The sequence below is a fragment of the Nocardia rhizosphaerihabitans genome, from assembly GCF_014646295.1.
Lineage (GTDB): Bacteria > Actinomycetota > Actinomycetes > Mycobacteriales > Mycobacteriaceae > Nocardia > Nocardia rhizosphaerihabitans.
In genome coordinates this window covers 873,285-893,127 of record NZ_BMNE01000003.1, presented here as the reverse complement: position 1 = coordinate 893,127, position 19,843 = coordinate 873,285, and the positions used below count along the sequence as shown (strand labels likewise).

At 68.6% G+C, this 19,843-nt stretch carries 19 protein-coding genes and 1 pseudogene; 10 read left to right on the top strand and 10 right to left on the bottom strand.

Annotated features, from left to right (window positions below; all coding sequences use genetic code 11):
* Positions 1 to 73: 73 nt before the first annotated feature.
* A complete protein-coding gene (locus IEY60_RS16980) occupies positions 74 to 1,522 on the top strand; it encodes an SDR family oxidoreductase (protein ID WP_189029123.1) in 1,449 nt (482 codons plus the stop codon).
* A 21-nt stretch (positions 1,523 to 1,543) separates the two neighbouring features.
* Here IEY60_RS16980 and IEY60_RS16975 read toward each other — a convergent pair whose 3' ends face one another.
* Positions 1,544 to 2,554, bottom strand: a complete 1,011-nt coding sequence (locus IEY60_RS16975; RefSeq protein WP_189029121.1) for a glutathione S-transferase family protein — start codon at positions 2,552 to 2,554, stop codon at positions 1,544 to 1,546.
* 4 nt (positions 2,555 to 2,558) lie between these two features.
* Positions 2,559 to 3,845 carry an MFS transporter gene (locus IEY60_RS16970; protein ID WP_189029119.1) on the bottom strand — a complete coding sequence of 429 codons (1,287 nt, stop codon included), beginning with the start codon at positions 3,843 to 3,845 and terminating at the stop codon, positions 2,559 to 2,561.
* 96 nt (positions 3,846 to 3,941) lie between these two features.
* Between IEY60_RS16970 and IEY60_RS16965 the strand changes: the two genes are divergently transcribed.
* Genes IEY60_RS16965 through IEY60_RS16955 form a run of 3 tightly spaced genes read left to right on the top strand, consistent with a single transcriptional unit; the run spans position 3,942 to position 8,028 of the window.
* Positions 3,942 to 5,165, top strand: coding sequence for an acyl-CoA dehydrogenase family protein (locus IEY60_RS16965; protein ID WP_189029117.1), 1,224 nt, complete (start codon positions 3,942 to 3,944; stop codon positions 5,163 to 5,165).
* Positions 5,162 to 6,598, top strand: a complete 1,437-nt coding sequence (locus IEY60_RS16960; RefSeq protein WP_189029115.1) for an LLM class flavin-dependent oxidoreductase — start codon at positions 5,162 to 5,164, stop codon at positions 6,596 to 6,598. Before IEY60_RS16965 ends, IEY60_RS16960 begins: the two co-directional genes overlap by 4 nt.
* 44 nt (positions 6,599 to 6,642) lie before the next feature.
* Positions 6,643 to 8,028 (top strand): styrene monooxygenase/indole monooxygenase family protein, encoded by a 1,386-nt coding sequence (locus IEY60_RS16955; RefSeq protein WP_189029113.1) that lies wholly within the window; start codon positions 6,643 to 6,645, stop codon positions 8,026 to 8,028.
* Between the two features lie 61 nt (positions 8,029 to 8,089).
* Here the strand turns inward: IEY60_RS16955 and IEY60_RS16950 are convergent, their stop codons facing one another.
* The 4 genes from IEY60_RS16950 to IEY60_RS35820 all read right to left on the bottom strand — a co-directional run bounded on the left by IEY60_RS16950 (position 8,090) and on the right by IEY60_RS35820 (position 11,780).
* A complete protein-coding gene (locus IEY60_RS16950; protein WP_189029111.1) occupies positions 8,090 to 8,713 on the bottom strand; it encodes a carbonic anhydrase in 624 nt (207 codons plus the stop codon).
* Between the two features lie 10 nt (positions 8,714 to 8,723).
* Positions 8,724 to 10,232 (bottom strand): FAD-dependent oxidoreductase, encoded by a 1,509-nt coding sequence (locus IEY60_RS16945; RefSeq protein ID WP_189029109.1) that lies wholly within the window; start codon positions 10,230 to 10,232, stop codon positions 8,724 to 8,726.
* Positions 10,233 to 10,324: 92 nt separating this feature from the next.
* The gene (locus tag IEY60_RS16940) at positions 10,325 to 10,912 is read right to left on the bottom strand and encodes an MmpS family transport accessory protein (RefSeq protein WP_189029107.1); all 588 of its coding nucleotides are present in this window, start codon (positions 10,910 to 10,912) and stop codon (positions 10,325 to 10,327) included.
* Positions 10,902 to 11,780, bottom strand: coding sequence for a DoxX family protein (locus IEY60_RS35820; protein WP_229739896.1), 879 nt, complete (start codon positions 11,778 to 11,780; stop codon positions 10,902 to 10,904). Before IEY60_RS35820 ends, IEY60_RS16940 begins: the two co-directional genes overlap by 11 nt.
* Before the next feature lie 189 nt (positions 11,781 to 11,969).
* Here IEY60_RS35820 and IEY60_RS16930 point away from each other — a divergent pair.
* Both IEY60_RS16930 and IEY60_RS16925 read left to right on the top strand, forming a co-directional pair.
* Positions 11,970 to 12,843, top strand: a pseudogene (locus tag IEY60_RS16930) (sigma-70 family RNA polymerase sigma factor).
* Between the two features lie 62 nt (positions 12,844 to 12,905).
* Positions 12,906 to 13,322: a nuclear transport factor 2 family protein gene (locus IEY60_RS16925; RefSeq protein ID WP_189029105.1), complete on the top strand. Its 417-nt coding sequence runs from the start codon at positions 12,906 to 12,908 to the stop codon at positions 13,320 to 13,322.
* Here the strand turns inward: IEY60_RS16925 and IEY60_RS16920 are convergent.
* Positions 13,303 to 13,812 (bottom strand): carboxymuconolactone decarboxylase family protein, encoded by a 510-nt coding sequence (locus IEY60_RS16920; protein WP_189029103.1) that lies wholly within the window; start codon positions 13,810 to 13,812, stop codon positions 13,303 to 13,305. The genes IEY60_RS16925 and IEY60_RS16920 overlap by 20 nt on opposite strands.
* A gap of 100 nt (positions 13,813 to 13,912) precedes the next feature.
* On the opposite strand from IEY60_RS16920, the gene IEY60_RS16915 reads away from it, so the two are divergent.
* Positions 13,913 to 14,695: an MmyB family transcriptional regulator gene (locus tag IEY60_RS16915; protein WP_189029101.1), complete on the top strand. Its 783-nt coding sequence runs from the start codon at positions 13,913 to 13,915 to the stop codon at positions 14,693 to 14,695.
* A gap of 69 nt (positions 14,696 to 14,764) precedes the next feature.
* Here the strand turns inward: IEY60_RS16915 and IEY60_RS36235 are convergent, their stop codons facing one another.
* Entirely contained in the window at positions 14,765 to 14,887 is a 123-nt protein-coding gene (locus IEY60_RS36235; protein ID WP_268241478.1) for a hypothetical protein, read from the bottom strand.
* A gap of 33 nt (positions 14,888 to 14,920) precedes the next feature.
* On the opposite strand from IEY60_RS36235, the gene IEY60_RS16910 reads away from it, so the two are divergent.
* On the top strand, positions 14,921 to 16,594 hold the full coding sequence (locus IEY60_RS16910; RefSeq protein WP_229739895.1) for an alpha/beta hydrolase: 1,674 nt from the start codon (positions 14,921 to 14,923) through the stop codon (positions 16,592 to 16,594).
* Between the two features lie 63 nt (positions 16,595 to 16,657).
* Positions 16,658 to 17,581: a D-alanyl-D-alanine carboxypeptidase family protein gene (locus IEY60_RS16905; protein ID WP_229739894.1), complete on the top strand. Its 924-nt coding sequence runs from the start codon at positions 16,658 to 16,660 to the stop codon at positions 17,579 to 17,581.
* A 22-nt stretch (positions 17,582 to 17,603) separates the two neighbouring features.
* Here the strand turns inward: IEY60_RS16905 and IEY60_RS16900 are convergent, their stop codons facing one another.
* Positions 17,604 to 18,065: a MarR family winged helix-turn-helix transcriptional regulator gene (locus IEY60_RS16900; RefSeq protein WP_189029099.1), complete on the bottom strand. Its 462-nt coding sequence runs from the start codon at positions 18,063 to 18,065 to the stop codon at positions 17,604 to 17,606.
* A 57-nt stretch (positions 18,066 to 18,122) separates the two neighbouring features.
* Between IEY60_RS16900 and IEY60_RS16895 the strand changes: the two genes are divergently transcribed.
* Positions 18,123 to 18,518 carry a hypothetical protein gene (locus tag IEY60_RS16895; RefSeq protein ID WP_189029098.1) on the top strand — a complete coding sequence of 132 codons (396 nt, stop codon included), beginning with the start codon at positions 18,123 to 18,125 and terminating at the stop codon, positions 18,516 to 18,518.
* Between the two features lie 15 nt (positions 18,519 to 18,533).
* Here the strand turns inward: IEY60_RS16895 and IEY60_RS16890 are convergent, their stop codons facing one another.
* The gene (locus IEY60_RS16890) at positions 18,534 to 19,739 is read right to left on the bottom strand and encodes a glycoside hydrolase family 76 protein (RefSeq protein ID WP_189029096.1); all 1,206 of its coding nucleotides are present in this window, start codon (positions 19,737 to 19,739) and stop codon (positions 18,534 to 18,536) included.
* Positions 19,740 to 19,843 lie beyond the last annotated feature (104 nt).

The window sequence follows — 19,843 nt, the reverse complement described above, 5'->3', positions numbered from 1 at the left end:
GGCGGGCTTCGGGTTTCACCGGTGAATCTCGGTACATCTCGGTCGGCTCAGGATCAGACAGGGGTGATCTCGGATGCGCTGTGTCGTGTTCGGCGCCACCGGATACCTCGGTGGCCGACTCGTTCCCGACCTGCTGGATGCCGGGCACACGGTCCGGGTCCTGGCCAGGGACCCGGGCAAACTCACCGAGGCGGCATGGCGCGACCGGGTCGAGGTGGTGCGCGGCGATGTCACCCGCGTCGAGGACGTACGCGCCGCGCTGGACGGTCAGGAAGTCCTCTACTATCTCGTCCACTCCCTGGCCCGCGCGGATTTCGAGAACGTGGATCGCGAGGCGGCGAGCCTGGTCGCGGCCGAAGCCGACCGCGCGGGACTGACCAGGCTGGTGTATCTGGGCGGCATCACTCCCACCGGCCAGAAGCTGTCACGACACCTCGCCTCGCGCGCCGAGGTAGGGGAGATCCTGCTCCGCGCGCCGACCCCCGCCGTGGTGTTGCGCGCGGCGGTGATCATCGGTTCCGGATCCGCCAGTTTCGAGATGCTGCGGTACCTGACCGAGCGGCTGCCCGTCATGGTGACGCCGCGCTGGGTGCGCAGCCGGATCCAGCCCATCGCGGTGCGGGACGTGCTGCACTATCTGGTGCGCGCGGCCGACCTGCCCGGTCAGGTGAACGACGCCTTCGACATCGGCGGTCCCGATGTACTCACCTACGAGGGCATGATGCGGGGCTATGCCGTCGCGGCGGGCCTGCCACGCCGGGTGATCGTGCCCGTGCCGGTGCTGACCCCGTGGCTGTCGTCCCAGTGGGTCAATCTGGTCACCCCGGTACCGCGCGCCATCGCCGTACCGCTGATGGAATCGCTCATCAACGATGTCGTGTGCGCGGACCATCGCATCGCCGACTACATCCCGGACCCATCGGACGGGCTCACCTCCTATTCCGGCGCGGTGAAGCTGGCGCTGCACCGCATCCGCGATCTGGACGTCCCCACCCGATGGTCGGACGCCGGCCTGCCCGACGCACCGTCGGACCCCTTGCCCACCGATCCCGACTGGTCCGGCGGATCGCTGTACAGCGATGTGCGGGAACGGGATACGAGCGCCGACCCGGCTACCCTGTGGGCGGTCCTCGAAGCCGTCGGCGGCGAACACGGGTGGTACTCGTTCCCCCTGGCCTGGGCATTGCGCGGGTGGATCGATCGTGTGCTCGGCGGTGTCGGCCTGCGCCGCGGTAGGCGCGACCCGCACCGCCTGCACGTGGGCGAAGCGCTGGACTGGTGGCGCGTCGAACACCTCGAGCGTGGCCGGCTGCTGCGGTTGCGCGCGGAGATGCGGGTGCCAGGGCGTGGCTGGCTCGAACTGTCGGTTACCCCGTCCGTCGACGGCGGCGCCCATTACCGGCAGCGGGCCCTGTTCGAACCACACGGTCTGGCCGGGCACCTCTACTGGAAGGCGCTCAGCCCCTTCCACGCGGCCATCTTCGGCGGGATGGCCCGCAACATCACCGGGGCCGCCGAGTGAACTCGGGACGAAGAGGGCGGTTCAGGGGATCGCGGGTACCTGCTCGGCGGGCAGGGGCGGAGGTGGCGGGGTGCCGTCGCCGAAGGGGCGGCCGCCGAGTTCCTCGCGGTGATGCGGGGTGAGCCAGTTCGACAGATCCGGGCCTGCGGGGATGATGCCGGTGGGGTTGATGTCGCGGTGCACCACGTAGTAGTGCTCCTTGATCTGCCCGAAGTCGATGGTGTCGCCGAAGCCGGGGGTCTGGAACAGGTCGCGGGCGTAGGCCCACAGCACCGGCATCTCGCTGAGTTTGCTGCGGTTGGTCTTGAAATGGCCGTGATAGACGGGGTCGAAGCGGGCCAGCGTGGTGAACAGGCGCACGTCGGCCTCGGTGATGGTGTCGCCGACCAGGTAGCGCTGGGTGCTCAGCCGCTCGGTGAGCCGGTCGAGGGCGGCGAAGAGCCGGGTGTAGGCGGCGTCGTAGGCATCCTGCGCGCCGGCGAAACCGCAGCGGTAGACACCGTTGTTGACCTCGCGGAAGACCTCGGCGTTGATCTCGTCGATGTGGTCGCGCAGCGGTTCGGGATACAGCTGCGGTGCGCCGGGCCGGTGGTAGGCGGTCCATTCGGTGGAGAAGTCGAGGGTGATCTGGGCGTAGTCGTTGGTGACGACCTGCCCGGTCGGGATGTCGACCACCGCGGGCACGGTGATGCCGCGCGGATAGTCCGGGAACCGGGCCAGATAGGCGTCACGCAGCCGGTGGATGCCCAGCACCGGATCGACCTCGCCCGGGTCCAGGTCGAAGGTCCAACTGAGCTTGTCGTGGGTGGGCCCGCACAGGCCGAGCGACAGCACCGGTTCGAGCCCGAGCAATCTGCGCACGATCAGGGTGCGGTTGGCCCACGGGCAGGCCCTGGCCGCGACGAGCCGGTAGCGGCCGGGTTCGACGGGGTAGCCGTCGCGGCCGTCGGCGGTGATCCGCGTGGTGATGTAGTTGGTGTCGCGGCGGAACTCACCGGCCTCGACGTAGGTTCCCGCATCGGCATCGCTCACCTCCTCAGTCTTGCAGATCCACCTGCCGGTGCGCCGTGCGCTGACCGATTCCCGGGGTGTAGCCGAGGGTCTGCCGGAGGCTGTCGGGACCCAGACCCCGGGACAGGCCGAGAACCAGTGCGGCGCAGCCGATTCCGGAAAGGACGAGGCTGGCGGTGAACAGGGCGGGATAACCGGCCAGCTCGCCGACGATGCCCGCTGCCATGCCCGCCACACCTTGGACGACGACGACGGCGCAGGCGAGCAGGGTGTAGTCGCTGCCTGCGTGGTCGGGTTCGGAGGCGTCCATCATGAGGGCGAACACGGCGACGGTGGCGGCGCCGCCGAAGACGTGTTCGGCCAGGCCGGCGGTGACGAGGAGTTCGAAACCGCCGAGGCCGAGGGCGGCGACCAGATACAGCGCGATGCTCGCGGTCTGGGTGACACCGCCGATCAGCAGCGCACTACGCCGGCCGTAGCGATAGGCCAGCCAGCCGCCGAAGGCCGCGCCCGCCAGGGCGCCCGCCGAGGAGAGGACGCCCTTGATCACCGCGATCTGGCCGAGGTCGAGACCGGCGTCGGACAGGAAGGGGCCGGTGAGCGCCGAGGCCATCGAATCGCCGAACTTGAACGCACCGATCAGCGCGATGAAGGTGAGGATGCCGGGGCGGCGCAGCCGAGTCCACCAGGCGCCGAGCAGGTGCGCCGGGTGCGGGCGCGGCGGTCGGTCGGTGACCGGTTCGCGCAGCAGCCACACCGGAACCGTGGTCAGCACGATCAGTAATGCCATGGCGAGGAACAACATTCGCCAACCGGACACGGCGAACATCCACAGCAGGGCGCCACCGCCGACGATCATGCCGATGCGGTAGGCGCCGACCTGGATACCGTTGCCGAGTCCGCGCTGGCGCGGACCCAGCAGGCGCACGGCGAGACCGTCGGTGGCCACGTCCTGCGTCGCCGAGAGCAGGTTCACCACCACGATGCCGACGAACAGCCAGCGCAACGACGACGACAGGTCCAGACTGGCGAGAACCATGGCGACCGCGGCCGCGGACAATTGCAGCACCAGCAGCCAGGTGCGCCGGGTGCCGTAGCGGTCGACGTAGGGCGCCCACAGGAACTTCAGCGCCCACGGCAGGAACAGCACACCCGAGGCGCTGATCGCCACCAGTGAGTACCCCGATTCGCGCAGCACCACTGGCAGCGCCTGGGTGAAGAAGCCGAACGGCAGGCCCTGCGCGAAGTACAGCGCCGACAGCAGAACCAGCGTGGACGTCGTGATCACACCCGGTCGGGTGGCGGTGCTCATGGGGACATCGTCGCAGAGCACACCCGCCCCGCACCCTTTGCGATCCCGCTGCGCGCAACCAGTGAACGCGCAGGCCGACGGCGTCATGGTGGGGTCATGACATCCACCGAGACGAAACGCGTGGCCGATTCCGAACTGGATGACGTCTTCCGCCCGATCTTCGACCGCATCGCCGAGGGCGCCGTCGCCCGCGAAACCGACCGGGAACTCGCCCACACCGAGATCGCCGCCCTGCGCGCTGCCCGGTTCGGCGCGCTGCGCGTTCCGGTGGAGTTCGGCGGCTACGGCGCGACAGTGCGCCAGCTGTTCGGACTGCTCATCGATCTTGCCGCCGCCGAATCGAACCTGCCGCAAGCCCTGCGCGTGCACTTCTCGTTCGTCGAGGACCAGCTGCTCGCCGAACCGGGCCCGGTACGGGAACAGTGGTTACGCGCGGTGACGGAGGGCACCCTGGTGGGCAACGCCATCACCGAACCCGGTGTCGGCGCGGTCGACCGGTACCGCACCCGGCTCACCCGCGACGGCGAGCACTGGCGGCTCGACGGCACCAAGTTCTACAGCACCGGCTCCCTGTACGCCGACCACATCCTCGTGGCCGCCGACCGCGACGGCGAGCGAGTAGGCGTCCTGGTCGGCGCCGGCGCCGAAGGCGTGCGCCAGCACGACGACTGGGACGGCTTCGGGCAGCGGCTCACCGCCAGCGGCACCACCGAATTCACCGCCGTGCGGGTCACCGAGGAACAGATCCTCGGCCCCGGCTACGGCGTGCCAGGCCCCACCTACGCGACCGCGTATCTGCAGCTGGTCCAGCTGGCGGTACTCGCGGGTATCGCCCGGCGCGCCGAAAGCGATGTGCGGGACTGGGTCTCGCGACGCACGCGCGGCTACACCCACTCCGCCGCCGACCTGCCGCGCCGCGATCCGCTGGTACAGCAGGTGATCGGCAAGCTGTCGGCGGCCGCGTTCTCCGCCCGCGCGACCGTGCTCGCGGTGGCCGATCTTCTCGACGAGGTGCTCGCCGCGGGAGCGAAGGACGACGCCGCGCTCACCGCGGTCGAACTTGCCGCAGCGCAAGCCCAGCTCGCGGTGATCGACACCGTGCTGCCCGCGACGAGCCTGCTGTTCGAGGTGGGCGGTGCGTCCATCGTGTCCGAAGGTCTGCGCCTGGACCGGCACTGGCGCAACGCGCGCACCATCTCCGTGCACAATCCCGCCATCCAGAAGGCCAGGGCGGTGGGCGATCACCTGCTCAACGGCACCGACCTGCCGTTCGGCTGGAGTGCGGGCGAACGGGTCCCGGCCGGAGAGCAGGCGCGATGACCCGCCGGATCCGGTTCAACGCCTTCGACATGAACTGTGTGGCCCACCAGTCGCCCGGGCTGTGGCGTCACCCCGACGACCAGTCGCACCGCTACAAGGAGCTGAGCTACTGGACCGAGCTCGCGCAGCTGCTCGAACGCGGTCGCTTCGACGGCATCTTCATCGCCGACGTCCTCGGCATCTACGACGCCTACGGCAGCAACGACATCGCCGCGCTGCGCCAGGGCGCCCAGGTGCCGGTGGCCGATCCGCTGCTGCTGGTGACGGCGATGGCCGCGGTCACCGAGCACCTCGGCTTCGGCATCACCACCGGCACCGGCTTCGAGCATCCGTTCCCGTTCGCCCGGCGCCTGTCCACCCTCGACCACCTCACCGACGGCCGGATCGGCTGGAACGTGGTGACCGGCTATCTGCCCTCGGCCGCCCGCAATCTCGGCGCCGACGACCAGCTCGACCACGACGACCGCTACGACCAGGCCGACGAGTACCTCGAAGTGCTCTACAAGCTCTGGGAGGGCTCGTGGGAGGACGACGCCGTGGTGCGCGACGCCGAGCGCGGCGTCTACGTCGATCCGGCCAAGGTGCACCACATCGGCCATCGTGGTCGGCATTTCACCGTGCCCGGCATCCACCTGTCCGAGCCGTCACCGCAGCGCACTCCGGTGATCTACCAGGCGGGCGCCTCGCCGCGCGGTGTCCGCTTCGCCGCCGAGAACGCCGAGGCCATCTTCGTGGCCGCGCCGTCGAAACGCGTGCTCACCCAGACCGTTTCGCGGATCAGGGACGCGCTCGAGGAAGCAGGCCGCGACCGGTACTCGGCCCGGATCTACGCGCTGGCCACCATCGTCACCGATGCCACCGACGAGGCCGCACGCGCCAAACACGAGGAGTACCTGTCCTACGCGAGCGTGGAGGGCGGGCTGGTGTTCATGTCCGGCTGGATGGGCATCGACCTGTCGCGCTACGACCTCGACGACCCCATCGGCGAGGTGCACAGCAACGCCATCCAGTCGGCGGTGGCCGCGTTCCAGGAATTCGACGACGACGGCCGCGAATGGACCGTGCGCGACATCGGCCGCTGGGCCGGCATCGGCGGCATGGGCCCGGTGTTCGTCGGTTCGGGGGAGACCGTCGCCGATCAGCTCCAGGAATGGGTGGACGAGACCGACCTGGACGGGTTCAACCTGGCCTACGCGATCACGCCCGGCACATTCGAAGACATTGTGCGGCATGTGGTTCCGGTGCTGACCGCACGCGGTGTCTACGCCGCCGAATACGAGCGGGGCACGCTGCGGCACGCGCTGTTCGGGGCGGGGGACCGGCTCCCCGACGACCATCGCGGGGCGAATTACCGTGTGGGCGGCCCGAATTCGACAGTCCTACCGGAATCGGAGTCCCGGCCGGGCACGATCGCGGCCATCGATTCCCACTGATCGCAACCCTGCTGCGTGGGCGCGGAAACGATCATCATTCCGATATGACATCGCAGAATCCCGTTTCACGTTCCCCGCGTTCGGCCGCGATCGTCGGCGCCGGACAGACCGGCGTCACCGCGGCGCTAGGTCTGCTCGACGCCGGCTTCGAGGTCACGCTCTACAGCGACCGCGACCAGCCTGCCCTCCGCAACGACGTCCCCGCCACCGGCACAGCCCTGGAATTCGGTGTGGCACAACAGGCCGAGCTGGCACTCGGCTTGGACACCTACACCGCCAGGGCGCCCCGTCACACCGGTCTCAGCGTCCGCATCGCCGACCCCGACCGCAACGAACTGATCGCCTTCGACGGGGTGTTCGACGGCTACGTCGGCGTCGCGGTCGACACCAGGCTCAAGGCCGACGATCGGCTCACCGCCTTCCGCGAGCGCGGTGGCCGCTTCGTCGTCGAGCAGGTCACCCCGGAAACCCTCGACGGCGTTGCCGCCCAACATGATCTGACCCTGGTCGCGACCGGTCGCGGCGGCCTGTCCGACCTGTTCCCGATCGACACCGCCCGCACCGTCTACGACGCGCCGCAGCGCTCGCTGCTCACCGTCACGGTGACGGGTCTGGGTCACGACCCGAGCGTGTTCGCCCACCGCAGTGCCGCGGGCGGCGCGCACAGCGGATTCTCCATCTTCGCCGATCAGGGCGAGGGCTGGTGGGGTCCCTACCTGCACAAGGACGCCGGGCCGAGCTGGGCCTTCCTCGGCTGGGCCCGGCCGGGCAGCGATTGGGAGCGCCGCTTCGGCGCGGCCGATTCGACGGCCTCGGCGCACCGCATCGTGACCGAGCTCTACCGCGACTACATCGACTGGGATCTGCCGGAAGTCCTGGCCACCCAGGTGATCGAGGACGACCCGCACTCGTGGCTGAAGGGCGCCGTCCGGCCGGTGGTGCGCGCCGGCGTGGGCCGCACCGCGAACGGTCACCCGGTGGCCTCCCTCGGCGACACCTCCGTCGCCTACGACCCGATCGCGGGGCAGGGCGCGCAGAGCGGCCTGGTCCAGGCGCAGCGCCTGGTCGCCGCGGCCGCGGTGCACGACGGCGCCTTCGACGAGACCTGGATCGCCGCGCGCTACGCCGAATTCCTGGCCGCGCGCAGCGATTCCGCCGCGAAGGTGACGCGGCTGTTCCTCAGTGATCCGGAGTTCGCCGACATCGGCGGGCAGTTCTTCGCCGCGGCGGCGGTGGAGCCGCGGTTCGCGAGCGCGCTGGTGGGGCTGCTGCACCATCCGCAGCCGTTCCTCGGCATCGAGACCGTCGAGCAGGCGGGCGCCTACATCGAGGAGGTCACCGGGCTGCCCGCGGCCGAGGTCCTGGCCCGGTTCCAGCCCGCGGGCAGGTTCGCGCGGTCGGAGTACGGGGGTGCGCTCACCCGCGCCTGAGCGGTCCGGATCTTGCCGTTGTCACCGCCGCGAGGGTCGTTGCCTCGCGGCGGTGAACCGGCTACTCGAGTTCGCCGATGTTCCCGATGACGCGGTTCAGCTGGGCGCGGCCGTCGGACAGGTTGTAGGTGACGCACGCGATGGCGAGTTCGCCTGCTGCGATCTTCGCGGCGATGGTGCTCGACCGCTGGGTGAGCAGCATCGCGGTCTCCTCCACGTGCCGGGCCTCGAGCTCGTCGACGGTGCTGAGTCCCTCGCGGCGGCCGAGCAGAATCGAGGGGGTGACCCGCTCCACGATGCTGCGGATGAACCCGCCAGGCACGGCGCCGGAATCCAGGGCGTCGATCGTCGCACGGACGGCGCCGCAGCTGTCGTGTCCGAGGACGACGATCAGCGGCACGCCCAGCACGTCGACGCCGTACTCGATCGATCCGAGCACCGAACCGTCGACGACGTGACCGGCGGTGCGGACGACGAACATGTCGCCGAGGCCGCGGTCGAAGATGATCTCGGCGGCGACCCGGGAGTCACCACAACCGAACAGGATCGCCGACGGATGCTGCCCAGCGGTCAGTTCGGCACGGTCGGCTGCGCCCTGGTTGGGATGCTGCAGCCTGCCTTCGACGAAGCGATCGTTTCCATCGCGGAGTGTCTTCCAAGCGGTAACGGGACTGGTATGCGGCATATGTCCAGTTTTACACGGTCTCGCCGCGACGTCGGTCCGCCACCTCGGTCGTGTCGCCGCGCCGAACCTCCTGTGCCAGGGGGCCACAGCGAACATCGAACCGGGCGCGAACGGTGTCCAGGGAGTGTCGCAGATGTTCGCGGTCGCGGCGGTGCGTGAGCGCGAACCGTGCCCCGGCCGCCAGGCGACGTGGCAAGGGATACCAGCGGTCGAGGTCGAGTCCGCAATCGCGAAATACCGAGCCAGGAACGCTGTCGTAGATGAGGCCGACGTTGTACTGGGTGACTGCGAACAGCGCGTACGGGAAAACCGTTCTGGACTTGCTCAGCAGCTCCGGCGCGTCGATTTCGTAGAGCGGAGTGTCGCCGAGTCTGTCCAAGAACATCAGGTGCGTCAGGAAATAGCCGATCATCGAGGTCAGATACAAGGTGGCAGACCGTGGCTGTATCGACAGGACCGCGCCGCCGCTGGACACGTAGGGCTCGTAGGGGAAATCGTGCCGCATGACGTAACCGGTGCAATTCACTATCCAGCTGCCCGGCGGGATCGTGGTCGTCGCACCGCTGCGGAAGACCAGTCGTGTCTCGTCGTGGTCGTCGACGGCATCGACGAGATAGTCCATGACCACCGCACGCAACCCCGCGGTGATCGTCTCGGTCTCCGATTCCGAGAGCAGTCCGAACAGGAAGTTGCCGGTCTCCGGGGTCACCCAGGTGCCGAATGTCGTGCGGTGCCAGTCCCACATGGCCGCCTCGTTGGTTCCGTCGAAACGGCGGGTGGATTCTCTGAGGAGACCACTGGGCAGCTCACCGGCCCACCATCTTCGGCCACCGGTGGGAAAGAACCGGTCGCGGTTGTGGAAGAACGTGCCCGACCCGGCCACGAGATTCACCTCTCGGCCGGGGTATTCCCTGATGAGGTCGTGCGCGGTGTCCATCGCGGTTTTGCCGCCGCCGACAACCCACACCGGGGCATCACTGTTGCGGATGTCGTCGCCGTGCAGATCGCAGAAGTCGGGCGACACCGACCGCACTCGCGTGCTGGAGACAGCGAACGGTTCGTTCGGGGTGATGCGGAACCCGTAGGCCTTGATCAGCCGCTTCGCCTCGACCACCACGGTCGCGCCGTCCGCGGACTCGCAGGTGATCCGGACGATGCCCTCGGTCTCGTCGTGCGAGACCATGGTCCATCCGAAGAGTTCGTCGACCTGGACCCGCTGCTTGATCGTGTCGAAGCAGTACCCGAGATGGGAGAGAACCTCCGGTTTCGACGCCAGGTACGAGCGTTCCCGCCCGAGGGTCCAGGCGATATTTCCCGCGGTGAACATGCCGTGCGGCTGGTGCAATCGCACATACGGGTAGATGTCGGCCCACATCCCCCCGACCTGGTTTCTGCTGTCGACCAGAACGACCTTCTGGTCACGTGCGAGGTACCGGCCGGCGACCCACAAGGCATTCAGCCCGGTGATGCCCGCCCCCACAATGCACACATCGCAAGTCTTTGTCGTCATTCGGGACATGGCCTGGACCTTTCCTCGCAGCATGCCGAATTCGTGCAACGGACTTATTGTCCGGCGATGCTGCGGGACGGATCAGCGTAGTCCGCTACGTGTCACTTGCCGGCGTCGCCGCTGCAGGACGCGCTCGCATACGGACCGGTGGCGGTCTGCTCGGCAAGAATGTCGTCGCCCACCAGGATCCGGCAGGTGATCTCGCCGCCGTCGGCACCGGCCGAGGCGGTGACGGTGACGGCCTTGACGATTCCGTCGACGGTGACCTCCTTGGTCCAGGGCAAGGTGACGTCGGTGTCCTGGGCGACGTCCCCGCCGCGACCGGAGTAGGTGATCGAACTCGCCTGGCCGGTCCCGTCGACCTGGTAGGTGACGGCGACGGTGCGGTTGATCTCCTTGTCGACCTCGTTCACCGCGGTACCGACGAGGGCGATGCAGGCACCGATACCGAGCACCATGAACAGCAGGACTCCACCGAGCACCCATGGCCAGACCTTGCGCTTCTTGGGCGGGGGCCCATAGCTGCCCTGGGGGTAGCCGCCCTGCGGATAACCGCGTTGCGGATAACCGCCCTGCGGGTACGGAGTGCCGCCCGGTGGCGGACCGGTCGGCGGCTGCCAGCCAGGTGGCTGTCGACGGTGGGGCTCTTGCGGCGATCCGGGAGGCTGGTGGCCAGATTCATCCGACATGTGAGCTCCTTTGCTCGGCGACGTGCGGTTCTGCACCATAAGGTGAGACCTGAGTCACAAGTTCGATCGTACTGTGCGTCTTTTTCGGTCGGAAGAGACGGACCGGCGCACGATCATCGCCGCGAACGTTCTGCCGCCGGACCGGACATGACGTCGCGGCGGGGCCGGGGGGATCGCCCAGCCCCGCATCGACGGTCTCGATCTCAGGCACGCACCGGAGTCCACTGATCGGCGGGTCACGCGTGCTGGGGTCGGCGCCACGAGCTGCCGAGTGCGCGCAGCGTGGCGCCGGTGGAGGTGCCCTGCGGCAGCCAGGCGCGGGCGGCGAAGGTACAGGCCACGAACAGCAGTGGCATGGCCCATTGTCCGGACCGGCACCGACGGCCAGGTGGGAGGTGGCGGCTCCGCCGTAGACGAAAACCAGTCCGGCATAAGCCCATTCCTTCGTGCGCGGATGGTCGGGGGTGACGATCGCCGCGAGCGCACCGGCCTTGGCGACACCGAGAATGGTCGCGAAGTAGAGGGGGTAGCCGAGGTGGTCGAATGCCTCGCGCACGTAGGAGATCCGGGCGAGATCCCAATACGCGTCGACCGCGGTCTCGGCAGGACGGCGCCGACGGGTACCCGGCGCGCGAGTTTCAGGCTGCGGGAACGGAGTGTCGAGGTGGCGTGAAAAGACATGTGGTATCGGTCCTTTGGAGGTTGATGGAGTGTCAGGCGGCAGGAATGACCGCGGTGTCGACCGCGGCGCGATGAAGGACAGCTGCGGCCCGGACTCGCCGCCCTCCTCGGCGACGACGGCGGCGAACTCGGCGCGCACCGATTCGAACCCGGCGGCGACGGTGCCCTGTACTTCGATCGCATTCACAGTGGTGTTCGCTTCGATAGCGACCCAGCGGCGCTGATCGGCTGCCGCTGCGGATCGTGTTCTGTTGCACTGACGTTCGCCGCGAACACAACGTGACCGCCACGGCGAAATCCGTTGGTCGCGGGGGGTGGAGTCACACTTCGCGCCGCCGGTTCGTCATCGGCACAAGACGAGATCGAGGAGGACTCCGTGCACGAAGCGCAATTCCTGGCCGACCGGTTCGAAGAACACCGCACCCACCTGCGTGCGGTGGCCCACCGGATGCTCGGCTCGCTCACCGACGCCGACGATGCGGTCCAGGAGGCGTGGCTGCGGCTGGCACGCACCGACACCACCGAAGTCGGCAATCTCGGCGGGTGGCTGACCCGCGGTGGTCGGGCGGGTCTGCCTGGACATGCTGCGCTCACGCAAGAGCCGCCACGAAGAGCCGCTGGAGGCCGATCACCTGCCCGACCCGGTAATCAGCAGCGAGGCCACACCCGCCCCGGAACACGAAGCGCTGCTGGCCGATTCGGTCGGCCTCGCGCTGCTGGTGGTGCTGGAATCGCTGAGCCCGGCCGAACGGCTGGCGTTCGTCCTGCACGAGATGCCCTACGACCAGATCGCGCCCATCGTGGATCGCACCCCGCAGACCGCCAAGAAGCTGGCCAGCCAGGCCAGGCGCCGGGTCAAGGGCGCGACCCCGGGTGCCGACCCCGACCTGCCGCGTCAGCGCCGCGTCGTCGACGCGTTCCTGCTGGCCGCGCGCGGGGGAGACTTCGGTGAACTGCTCCGCATGCTCGACCCCGACGTGGTGTTGCGCGCCGACGCGGGCGAGGCGATGCGGGTCATCCGTGGCGCCACGTCGGTGGCCGGACAAGCCGAAACGTTCCAGCGGATGGCCACTGTCTGCACCAGCCGCCCCGCGATCGTCAACGGCGGAGCCGGGCTGGTGGACACCCTCGACGGCGACCCGTTCTCGATCATGAGCTTCACCGTCGTCGGCGACCGCATCACCGCCATCGACATCCTGTCCGACCGGGACCGGCTCGGCCGGCTCGACCTGACCGCCGTCCTCGGGTAGCCGCCCGGCGATCGTTCCATTCATCCAAGACCGGCGGGGGCCGCCCGGCCTACCGTCGGACCATGACAGCAACACATTCCCCCACCGGAAAATCAGTCGACGATCAACTCCTTGCCGTGCTCGACGAGTGGCAGGCCGCGATCGTCGCCAACGACGCGGACCGTATCGGCTCGTTCATGACCGACGAGTGGGTGATGGTGTCCGAGAACGGCGTCACCACCGCGGCTCAGTTCCTGGCATTCGTCCGGTCGGGCGACCTCACGCACTCGGCGATGGCGCGCGTCGGCGATGCGCGAATCCGCTACTACGACCGGATCGCGCTGTTGACGACCCGCGTCGTCAACACCGCCCACTATCTGGGTACACGGTTCGACGCCGACGAATGGACCACCGACGCCTTCGTCCACGACGACGGCGGATGGCGGTGCCTGCTGACCCAGATCACCGCCACGAAGGTTCCTACCGATAGCCCCGCCTGATCAGGTACGCAGCCCCAGCCTCGAACCCCGCGGGGCTGAGCTGCTCGAATCCGAAGGCATCGGCGAGCCGGTTGGTCGTGTTGAACGAGGCACAGACGGCGAGCGCGTCCCTGACCTGCTGGTGCGACACACCGACGGCCAGCACCTGCCGCATGTCCTCCGCGGTCACTGTCCCTGCTTCTGCGAGGGCGGTGAGCCCGGCAGAGTACAGACGGGCGGACTGCCCGACCGCTGCCGCTATCACCAGTTCGAAGAGCTGGTCCTCGCTGAATCCCGACTCCCGCGCCGCGGCGAAGTCCGCATCGGTGATCGCGGCGGGTCGCGTGGTGACCTTGTCGACCACCGTGTGTAAAGGCGGGGCGACATCATTGTTGTCGAAAGCGCGCTGTCGTTGATCCGGTGAGGTCGCACCCTCTCCATGGAGAATACGGTCGACCAGAACGCGGAGCATGGCTTGTTTCGTGTCCTCGTGCCGCATGCTGTCGCTCACCTGTCCAACGATAGGCGCGGCGCAAGTCGCTGCGTGTTTCCCGGCTCGCGGCGCGCTGCGATCGCTATCGTGCAGGGGTTCGGGCAAGGCTCTGACGGGAGTGAGTGCGGTGAAGCAGCTGACCAGGTCCGGCGATGCGGTGCGGTTGGCGCCCCCTACATTCGGCAGTTTCCTGCGCTGGTTGCGCGATGATCGCCGAATGTCGCGCGAGCGGCTGGCGATGTCGGCGGGAGTCAGTGCCAGCTACGTGACTCATCTGGAGTGGGGCGACCGGGACCATCCGGCGCGCGCGGTCGTCGAGGCATTGGCGGACTGCCTGGATCGGGCCCGGACGCTACGGGTGACCGAGCGCAGGCATCTGTTCGACCTGGCTGGGATACCGATCGCGGCGACTCCCACGATCGGCCAGTTGCGTGCAGGCATCGGCGACGATGCGCTCCGCAGCCTCGACGCGCATCGCGGCGGGATGGCGGGATACTTCGACTCCCGCGGCAATATCCTGGCGCTCAACTCGGCCGCGCGCACGATGCTGCCGGGACTGTGCGAGGGCGGCAACGGGTTTCACTGGTTGTTCGGCGACCAGCTGGCACGGCAGGTTGTCGTGAACTGGGACGACGTCGCGCGGATGTCGGTGAGCGGACTGCGCGGTCGAATCGGCGCCGTCGGCCAGGCCGGATGGCCCGAGCGCCTGCTCGGCGAGCTGGGGACATACCCGGAGTTCTGCGCGCTGTGGGGCGAAGGCGAGGTGACGTTCCCGACGGGGCTGTCGCCGATTCGACTCCGTGACCCGGTGACCGGGCGATCGGTCGACGTTACCGTGCAGGTTTTCGACGTCGACGTCGTCGACCACCCGGGGTGGGTGCGAATTTTCCTCGGCACGTAACGCGACCACGCTCTTACTCTGCTCAGTGGCGGTACCGAAGGGAGTCATTGCCGGTGACCCGCGGTCGGATCACAGCGATGCCACCGAGTCGTAGAGTTCAGCAACTGAACGAACCGTTTCGAGCGCCGCTCGAGTCGGCAGAGTACGACTGATGCGCAGCGCCGCAACGAAGTTCGGCAGCGAATTGTGCACCGGTGGATCGTTGGTCGAGTCACAGGGGAACAAATGAATTCCACGCGCGGGCTCGATCCAGAGGGTAGCGACACGGCCCCTGCGTCCCGGCGCCGGGGATTCCCCCTCGGCGGGGCGATCGGCGCGCTGGTACTGGTATGGCTGTCGCTGACACCGTCACTGCTGCCAAGGGGCCCGCTGTTCCAGGGAGTCGTCACCGGCGCGGCGGCGGCCATCGGATACGGACTCGGCCTCGCGGCCGCTGCGCTGGTGTGGTGGATGCTGCAACGAGAGCCGGGGCCCACGCCCGCCGTGGTCCGCTGGGGATTGGGAATCGTCGCGGTAGTCGGCACGGTCACCGTCCTGGCCTGGTACGCCGATTGGCAGAGCGATCTGCGTTCGCTCATGGGGGTGAGCGGCCTTGCCTGGCATGCTTACCCGATCATCGTGGCGATCAGCGCCGTTGTCTTCGCGGTATTGCTCGCCGTGTCGAGGTTGTGCTGGGCGCTGTCGCGCTGGGTCGGTGGGCTACTGGGGCGGGTGCTGCCCCCTCGCGTCGCCGCCGTGCTGGGTGGGGTGGTCGTGGCGGTGGTGGCTGTCGCCGCGATCAACGGGGTGGTGGCCGACGTGGCGATGTCGGTGCTCAACGAGACGTTCAAGGCTGTCAATCAGGAGGATTCGGCGGATACCGAAGAACCCGTCGTCCCGGAGCGCTCCGGCGGCCCCGGATCGCTGGTGAGCTGGGACTCGCTCGGTAGGCAGGGACGGATCTTCGTCGCCAACGGTCCGACCCCCCGCGACCTGACGGTCTTCAGCGGCAAACCCGCGCGGGAACCGATCCGCGTCTACACCGGACTCGATTCCGCCGAGAACATCAGGGCCGAAGCGGATCTCGCGGTGGCCGAGCTGCGGCGAGCCGGCGGATTCGACCGGGCTGTGCTCGGTGTGGCGACAACGACCGGCACCGGCTGGATCAACGAACCGACCGCGTCGGCACTGGAGTACCTCGCCAACGGTGACAGCGCCCTGGTGAGCATGCAGTACTCCTACCTGCCGAGCTGGCTGTCGTTCGTCGTCGACCAGGAACGGGCCAGGCAGGCCGGTCAGGCCTTGTTCGAGGCGGTACACGCCGAGTGGGACACCCTGCCCGAGGATCGACGACCCCAACTGGTCGTCTTCGGCGAGAGCCTCGGCTCCTTCGGCGGCGAGGCCGCCTTCGCCGGTATCCAGGACATGGCCGCCCGCACCGACGGCGTCCTGTTCGTCGGCCCCACCGCGACCAACCCCGTGTGGCGCGACGCCACCGCGCGCCGCGATCCCGGCTCGCCGCAATGGCTGCCGATCTACCGCGACGGACACACCGTGCGATTCATCGCCGGCGCACCGGATCTCGCCCGCCCCGACAGCGCGTGGGGATCACCCAGAGTGGTCTACCTCCAGCACGCGTCCGACCCGATCACCTGGTGGACACCGCAGCTGCTGTTCCAGAAACCCGATTGGCTCAGGGAGGAACGCGGTCCCGACGTCCTGCCGAGCACGCGCTGGATCCCGGTGGTGACGTTCCTGCAGGTGTCGGCAGACATGGCCGTCTCGACCGATGTGCCCGACGGACACGGGCACACCTTCCACGCCGACATCGCCGATGCCTGGGCCGCGATCCTGCCACCCGCCGACTGGACCCCGGCCGACACCGAGCGCTTGCGAGCGGTCTTGCGCGGCACCGAATGAACGCCGCGAAATAGCGCCGGTGAAATCCCACTGGTCGGCAAGGTTCTAAGACACAATGTCGCCATGCGGACATTTGCCGGGATGTTGCACGCGGTTATCGCCGGGGTTCTGGTTGTCGCGGCCGGGCCCGGTGTCGCGGCCGCTGTGCCCACCGGCAGTGCCGATCAGGGTCAGCTGCTGCCCTGGCCGGTGCACGGGCCGGAGGGGGTGCAGGCGGCGGGGGCGGCGCTGGCGGACGGCATCACCGGAACGGTGCTGTGGTCACGGGAGGCGCACACCCCGGTTCCGATCGCCAGCATCACGAAGGTGATGACGGCGCTGGTCGTGATCGTCGCCGGTGATCTCGAGCGGCCGGTGACCGTGCCGCAGGAAGCGATGGGCTACTGCGGCAAGCACAACGGGAGCACCGCCGGGCTGGCGCCCGGTGAGGTGCTCACCGCGCGGCAGCTCCTGTACGGGCTGATGCTGCCTTCCGGCTGCGACGCCGCCTACGCGCTGGCCGAGGCCTACGGGCCCGGCCAGGACGGCTTCATCGCCAGGATGAACGACACCGCGCGTGTCATGGGCTTGGGCGGAACACATTTCACCGACCCCAGCGGTTTGCCGAACCCGACCGACGACTCCACCCATTCCACACCGGTGGATCTCGTGGCGCTGGGCGTGCGGGCGATGAGCCTGCCGGTGTTCCGTGACATCGTCGGTTCGCGGACCTTCCACGTTCCCGCCGGACCGGGTAACCGCGAGCACCACTGGAATTCGACGAACCGGCTGCTGCACGAGTATCCCGGCACCCTCGGCATCAAAACCGGGAACACCGACGCCGCGGGACACTGCCTGCTGTTCGAAACGATCCGGGCGGGAATTCCGCTGATCGGTGTGGTGCTGCACAGCTCACCCCACAGCAGTGTGACGGCGAAAGAAGACGCCGAGCGGATGCTGAACTGGGCCTACGACCCGATCCTGAACGTTCTGCAGCCCGTACGCTGATTGCCGCGGCTACCCCGGCTCATCAGGTTTCGTCTCGGGGACGGCACGAGGGGTCGTGCGCGGTGAACAGTCGGGTCAGGGCCGTTTCCATGGCGCGTTTGCCGGTCGGGCTCAAGGCCGCGAGGAACTCGTCCTGGACCTGTTCCAGTTCGGCGAACGCCTCTTTCAGTGTGCGGAGACCCTTCGGGGTCGGTACCACGACGTGGGTGCGCCGGTCGTCGCCACGCTCGCGGGCTGCCATGCCCGTGCGCTCCAAGCGGTCGATCACAGCGACCATGGTCGTGCGGTCGAGGCCGGTGACCCGGGACAGATCCTGCTGGGAGAACACGCCCGTGCCGGCGTAGGACAGCACACGAAAGTCCTTGCCGCGCAGGCCGTAACGGTCCAGCGACTGCTCCACGGCGTCGCGGGCCGCATCGCCGACCCGGAACAGCATGAAGATCGGCGCCCGGGTGATCTGTTCCACTGCCGTCGTCTCTCGCATCAGCCCATCTTAGTCACGTACGCTGATCGTCAGCGCTGCTGATGATTGGAGCTCGTTGTGCCCGATGCCAGAGTCGCCAAGGTCACCCTCGTTGTCCTTGGCCTGATCACCATGACGCCGGTGCTGGCACTTGTCACGCCGGCCGCCCTGGAGTACTACGGACTGACTCAACTGGCCCCGATGGAGGAGGCCCTGCTGCGGCACCGCGGCGTGATGCAACTGGTCTTGGGAGCCGCGCTGGTCTGGGCGGCGTTCGTCCCGGCGGTTCAGGTGCCGGTGGCGCTGGCCGCGATCACCACCAAGACGACGAATCTGGTACTGACGCTGTCGGATTCGACCACCCGACCGGACGCCCCGCTGTTCAGCACCATGTTCGACTCGCTGGCCGTGCTGTTGCTGATCGGCCTGATCGTGCTGCGGCTGCGCCCGACAGCGAGCCGAGCGGGGATCTGACAGATAGCCGCGCGCTCACCGTCCCGCTGCGGTGAGCTGGTGGTCCGCTTCGAGCAGCATCCACCCGCTCAACTGCACCGAGAGATCGCGGCTCAGGTTCACCGACGACTCGGCGGACGAGTCCGCGAGCTGGAGAAAGGTGCCCGGATACTCCCGGACCGTGACAGCACGGGTCCAGTCGGTACCGAACAGCGGTAGCCCGTCCACCTCGGCGCGGTGTTCCCAGGCTGCCCGCGCGGACGCGTGCACGATGTCCGCGGCGGTGGTGTCGCCCAGTGACAGTGCGGCTTCGGCGAGATACCGCGCGAGGATACCCATGAACAGCCCGGAATCGCCCCCGGCGGTCGCTGTGATCACCCCGGCGTCGGTGAGCTCGTCCGCGACCGCGGCGACGAGCGCGGTCGCCCGGTCGCGGTGGCTCGATTCGCCTGTGCGCAGCGCCAATTCGGCTTCCAGCCCGATGGTCACGCCCTGACAGTAGGTGTGCACGGTCCGGTTCACCCTGCCGCCGGGCTCGTGGACACCGTCGAGAATCAAGCCGCTGTGCGCATCGCGCAGACGGGTGTGCAGGAACTCGGCGAGGTCCCCGGCGCGGGAAACCTCGCCGAGCCGAGCCCACGCGATACCGGTCGGGCCGATCGAGGGGGTGTTGTAGTAGTCGTCGCCGAAACGCCACGGCACCGCGCCGACGGCCGGGTTCCAGCCGTCGATCAACTCCGCCCGCAGTTCCTCGACGGCGTCGCCGAACCGGATGTCGAGCAGCCGGTCGGCACGGTCGAGCGCCAGCGCCAGCCACGCCATGTCGTCGTAGTACCGGTTGGTCCAGCCCGTGATATTGCGGGTTCGGATACCGCGGGCGATCGCGACGACCCGGTCGATGCGTTCGGGAGTGCGGGCGCGGCACGCGGCATCGACCGCACAGTCGAGCAGCTGAGCCTGCCACCAGTAGCACCAGCGTACGAACGACTGTTCCGCCGCCGACGCCGGCCACACGAGCGCGCCCAGCTTCCGCTGTGACAGCCCCCAGAGCGGGCGCACATGCCGCTTTACGATCGCCTGTTCGGCCAGGTCCGCCCGCTGCCCGGAGTCCGTGGGGCCGGTGGACAACGCCCGCGTGATGGCACCCGCCCGCCCCGGCTGTTCCAGCGCGGAGTACGCGATCGCGGCTCCGGCCGCGAACAGCGCACTGCGTCGGCTGATGCCCTCGTGCCGGCCATCCATCTGCTCGAGCTCCTCTTACTGGATAACGACATCGGAGCCGAGAACCGTACCGCCGGAGTCCGGTCCCGGAATGACCAACACTTGAACTACTCAGGTTTGCCGCG

Bases quoted from the DNA above. Each gene is read 5' to 3' on its own strand.
- IEY60_RS16980 (WP_189029123.1), top strand. From the start codon at position 74: ATGCGCTGTGTCGTGTTCGGCGCCACCGGATACCTCGGTGGCCGACTC.
- IEY60_RS16970 (WP_189029119.1), bottom strand. From the start codon at position 3,845: ATGAGCACCGCCACCCGACCGGGTGTGATCACGACGTCCACGCTGGTT.
- IEY60_RS16965 (WP_189029117.1), top strand. From the start codon at position 3,942: ATGACATCCACCGAGACGAAACGCGTGGCCGATTCCGAACTGGATGAC.
- IEY60_RS16960 (WP_189029115.1), top strand. From the start codon at position 5,162: ATGACCCGCCGGATCCGGTTCAACGCCTTCGACATGAACTGTGTGGCC.
- IEY60_RS16955 (WP_189029113.1), top strand. From the start codon at position 6,643: ATGACATCGCAGAATCCCGTTTCACGTTCCCCGCGTTCGGCCGCGATC.
- IEY60_RS16950 (WP_189029111.1), bottom strand. From the start codon at position 8,713: ATGCCGCATACCAGTCCCGTTACCGCTTGGAAGACACTCCGCGATGGA.
- IEY60_RS16945 (WP_189029109.1), bottom strand. From the start codon at position 10,232: ATGTCCCGAATGACGACAAAGACTTGCGATGTGTGCATTGTGGGGGCG.
- IEY60_RS16940 (WP_189029107.1), bottom strand. From the start codon at position 10,912: ATGTCGGATGAATCTGGCCACCAGCCTCCCGGATCGCCGCAAGAGCCC.
- IEY60_RS16925 (WP_189029105.1), top strand. From the start codon at position 12,906: ATGACAGCAACACATTCCCCCACCGGAAAATCAGTCGACGATCAACTC.
- IEY60_RS16910 (WP_229739895.1), top strand. From the start codon at position 14,921: ATGAATTCCACGCGCGGGCTCGATCCAGAGGGTAGCGACACGGCCCCT.
- IEY60_RS16905 (WP_229739894.1), top strand. From the start codon at position 16,658: ATGCGGACATTTGCCGGGATGTTGCACGCGGTTATCGCCGGGGTTCTG.
- IEY60_RS16900 (WP_189029099.1), bottom strand. From the start codon at position 18,065: ATGCGAGAGACGACGGCAGTGGAACAGATCACCCGGGCGCCGATCTTC.
- IEY60_RS16890 (WP_189029096.1), bottom strand. From the start codon at position 19,739: ATGGATGGCCGGCACGAGGGCATCAGCCGACGCAGTGCGCTGTTCGCG.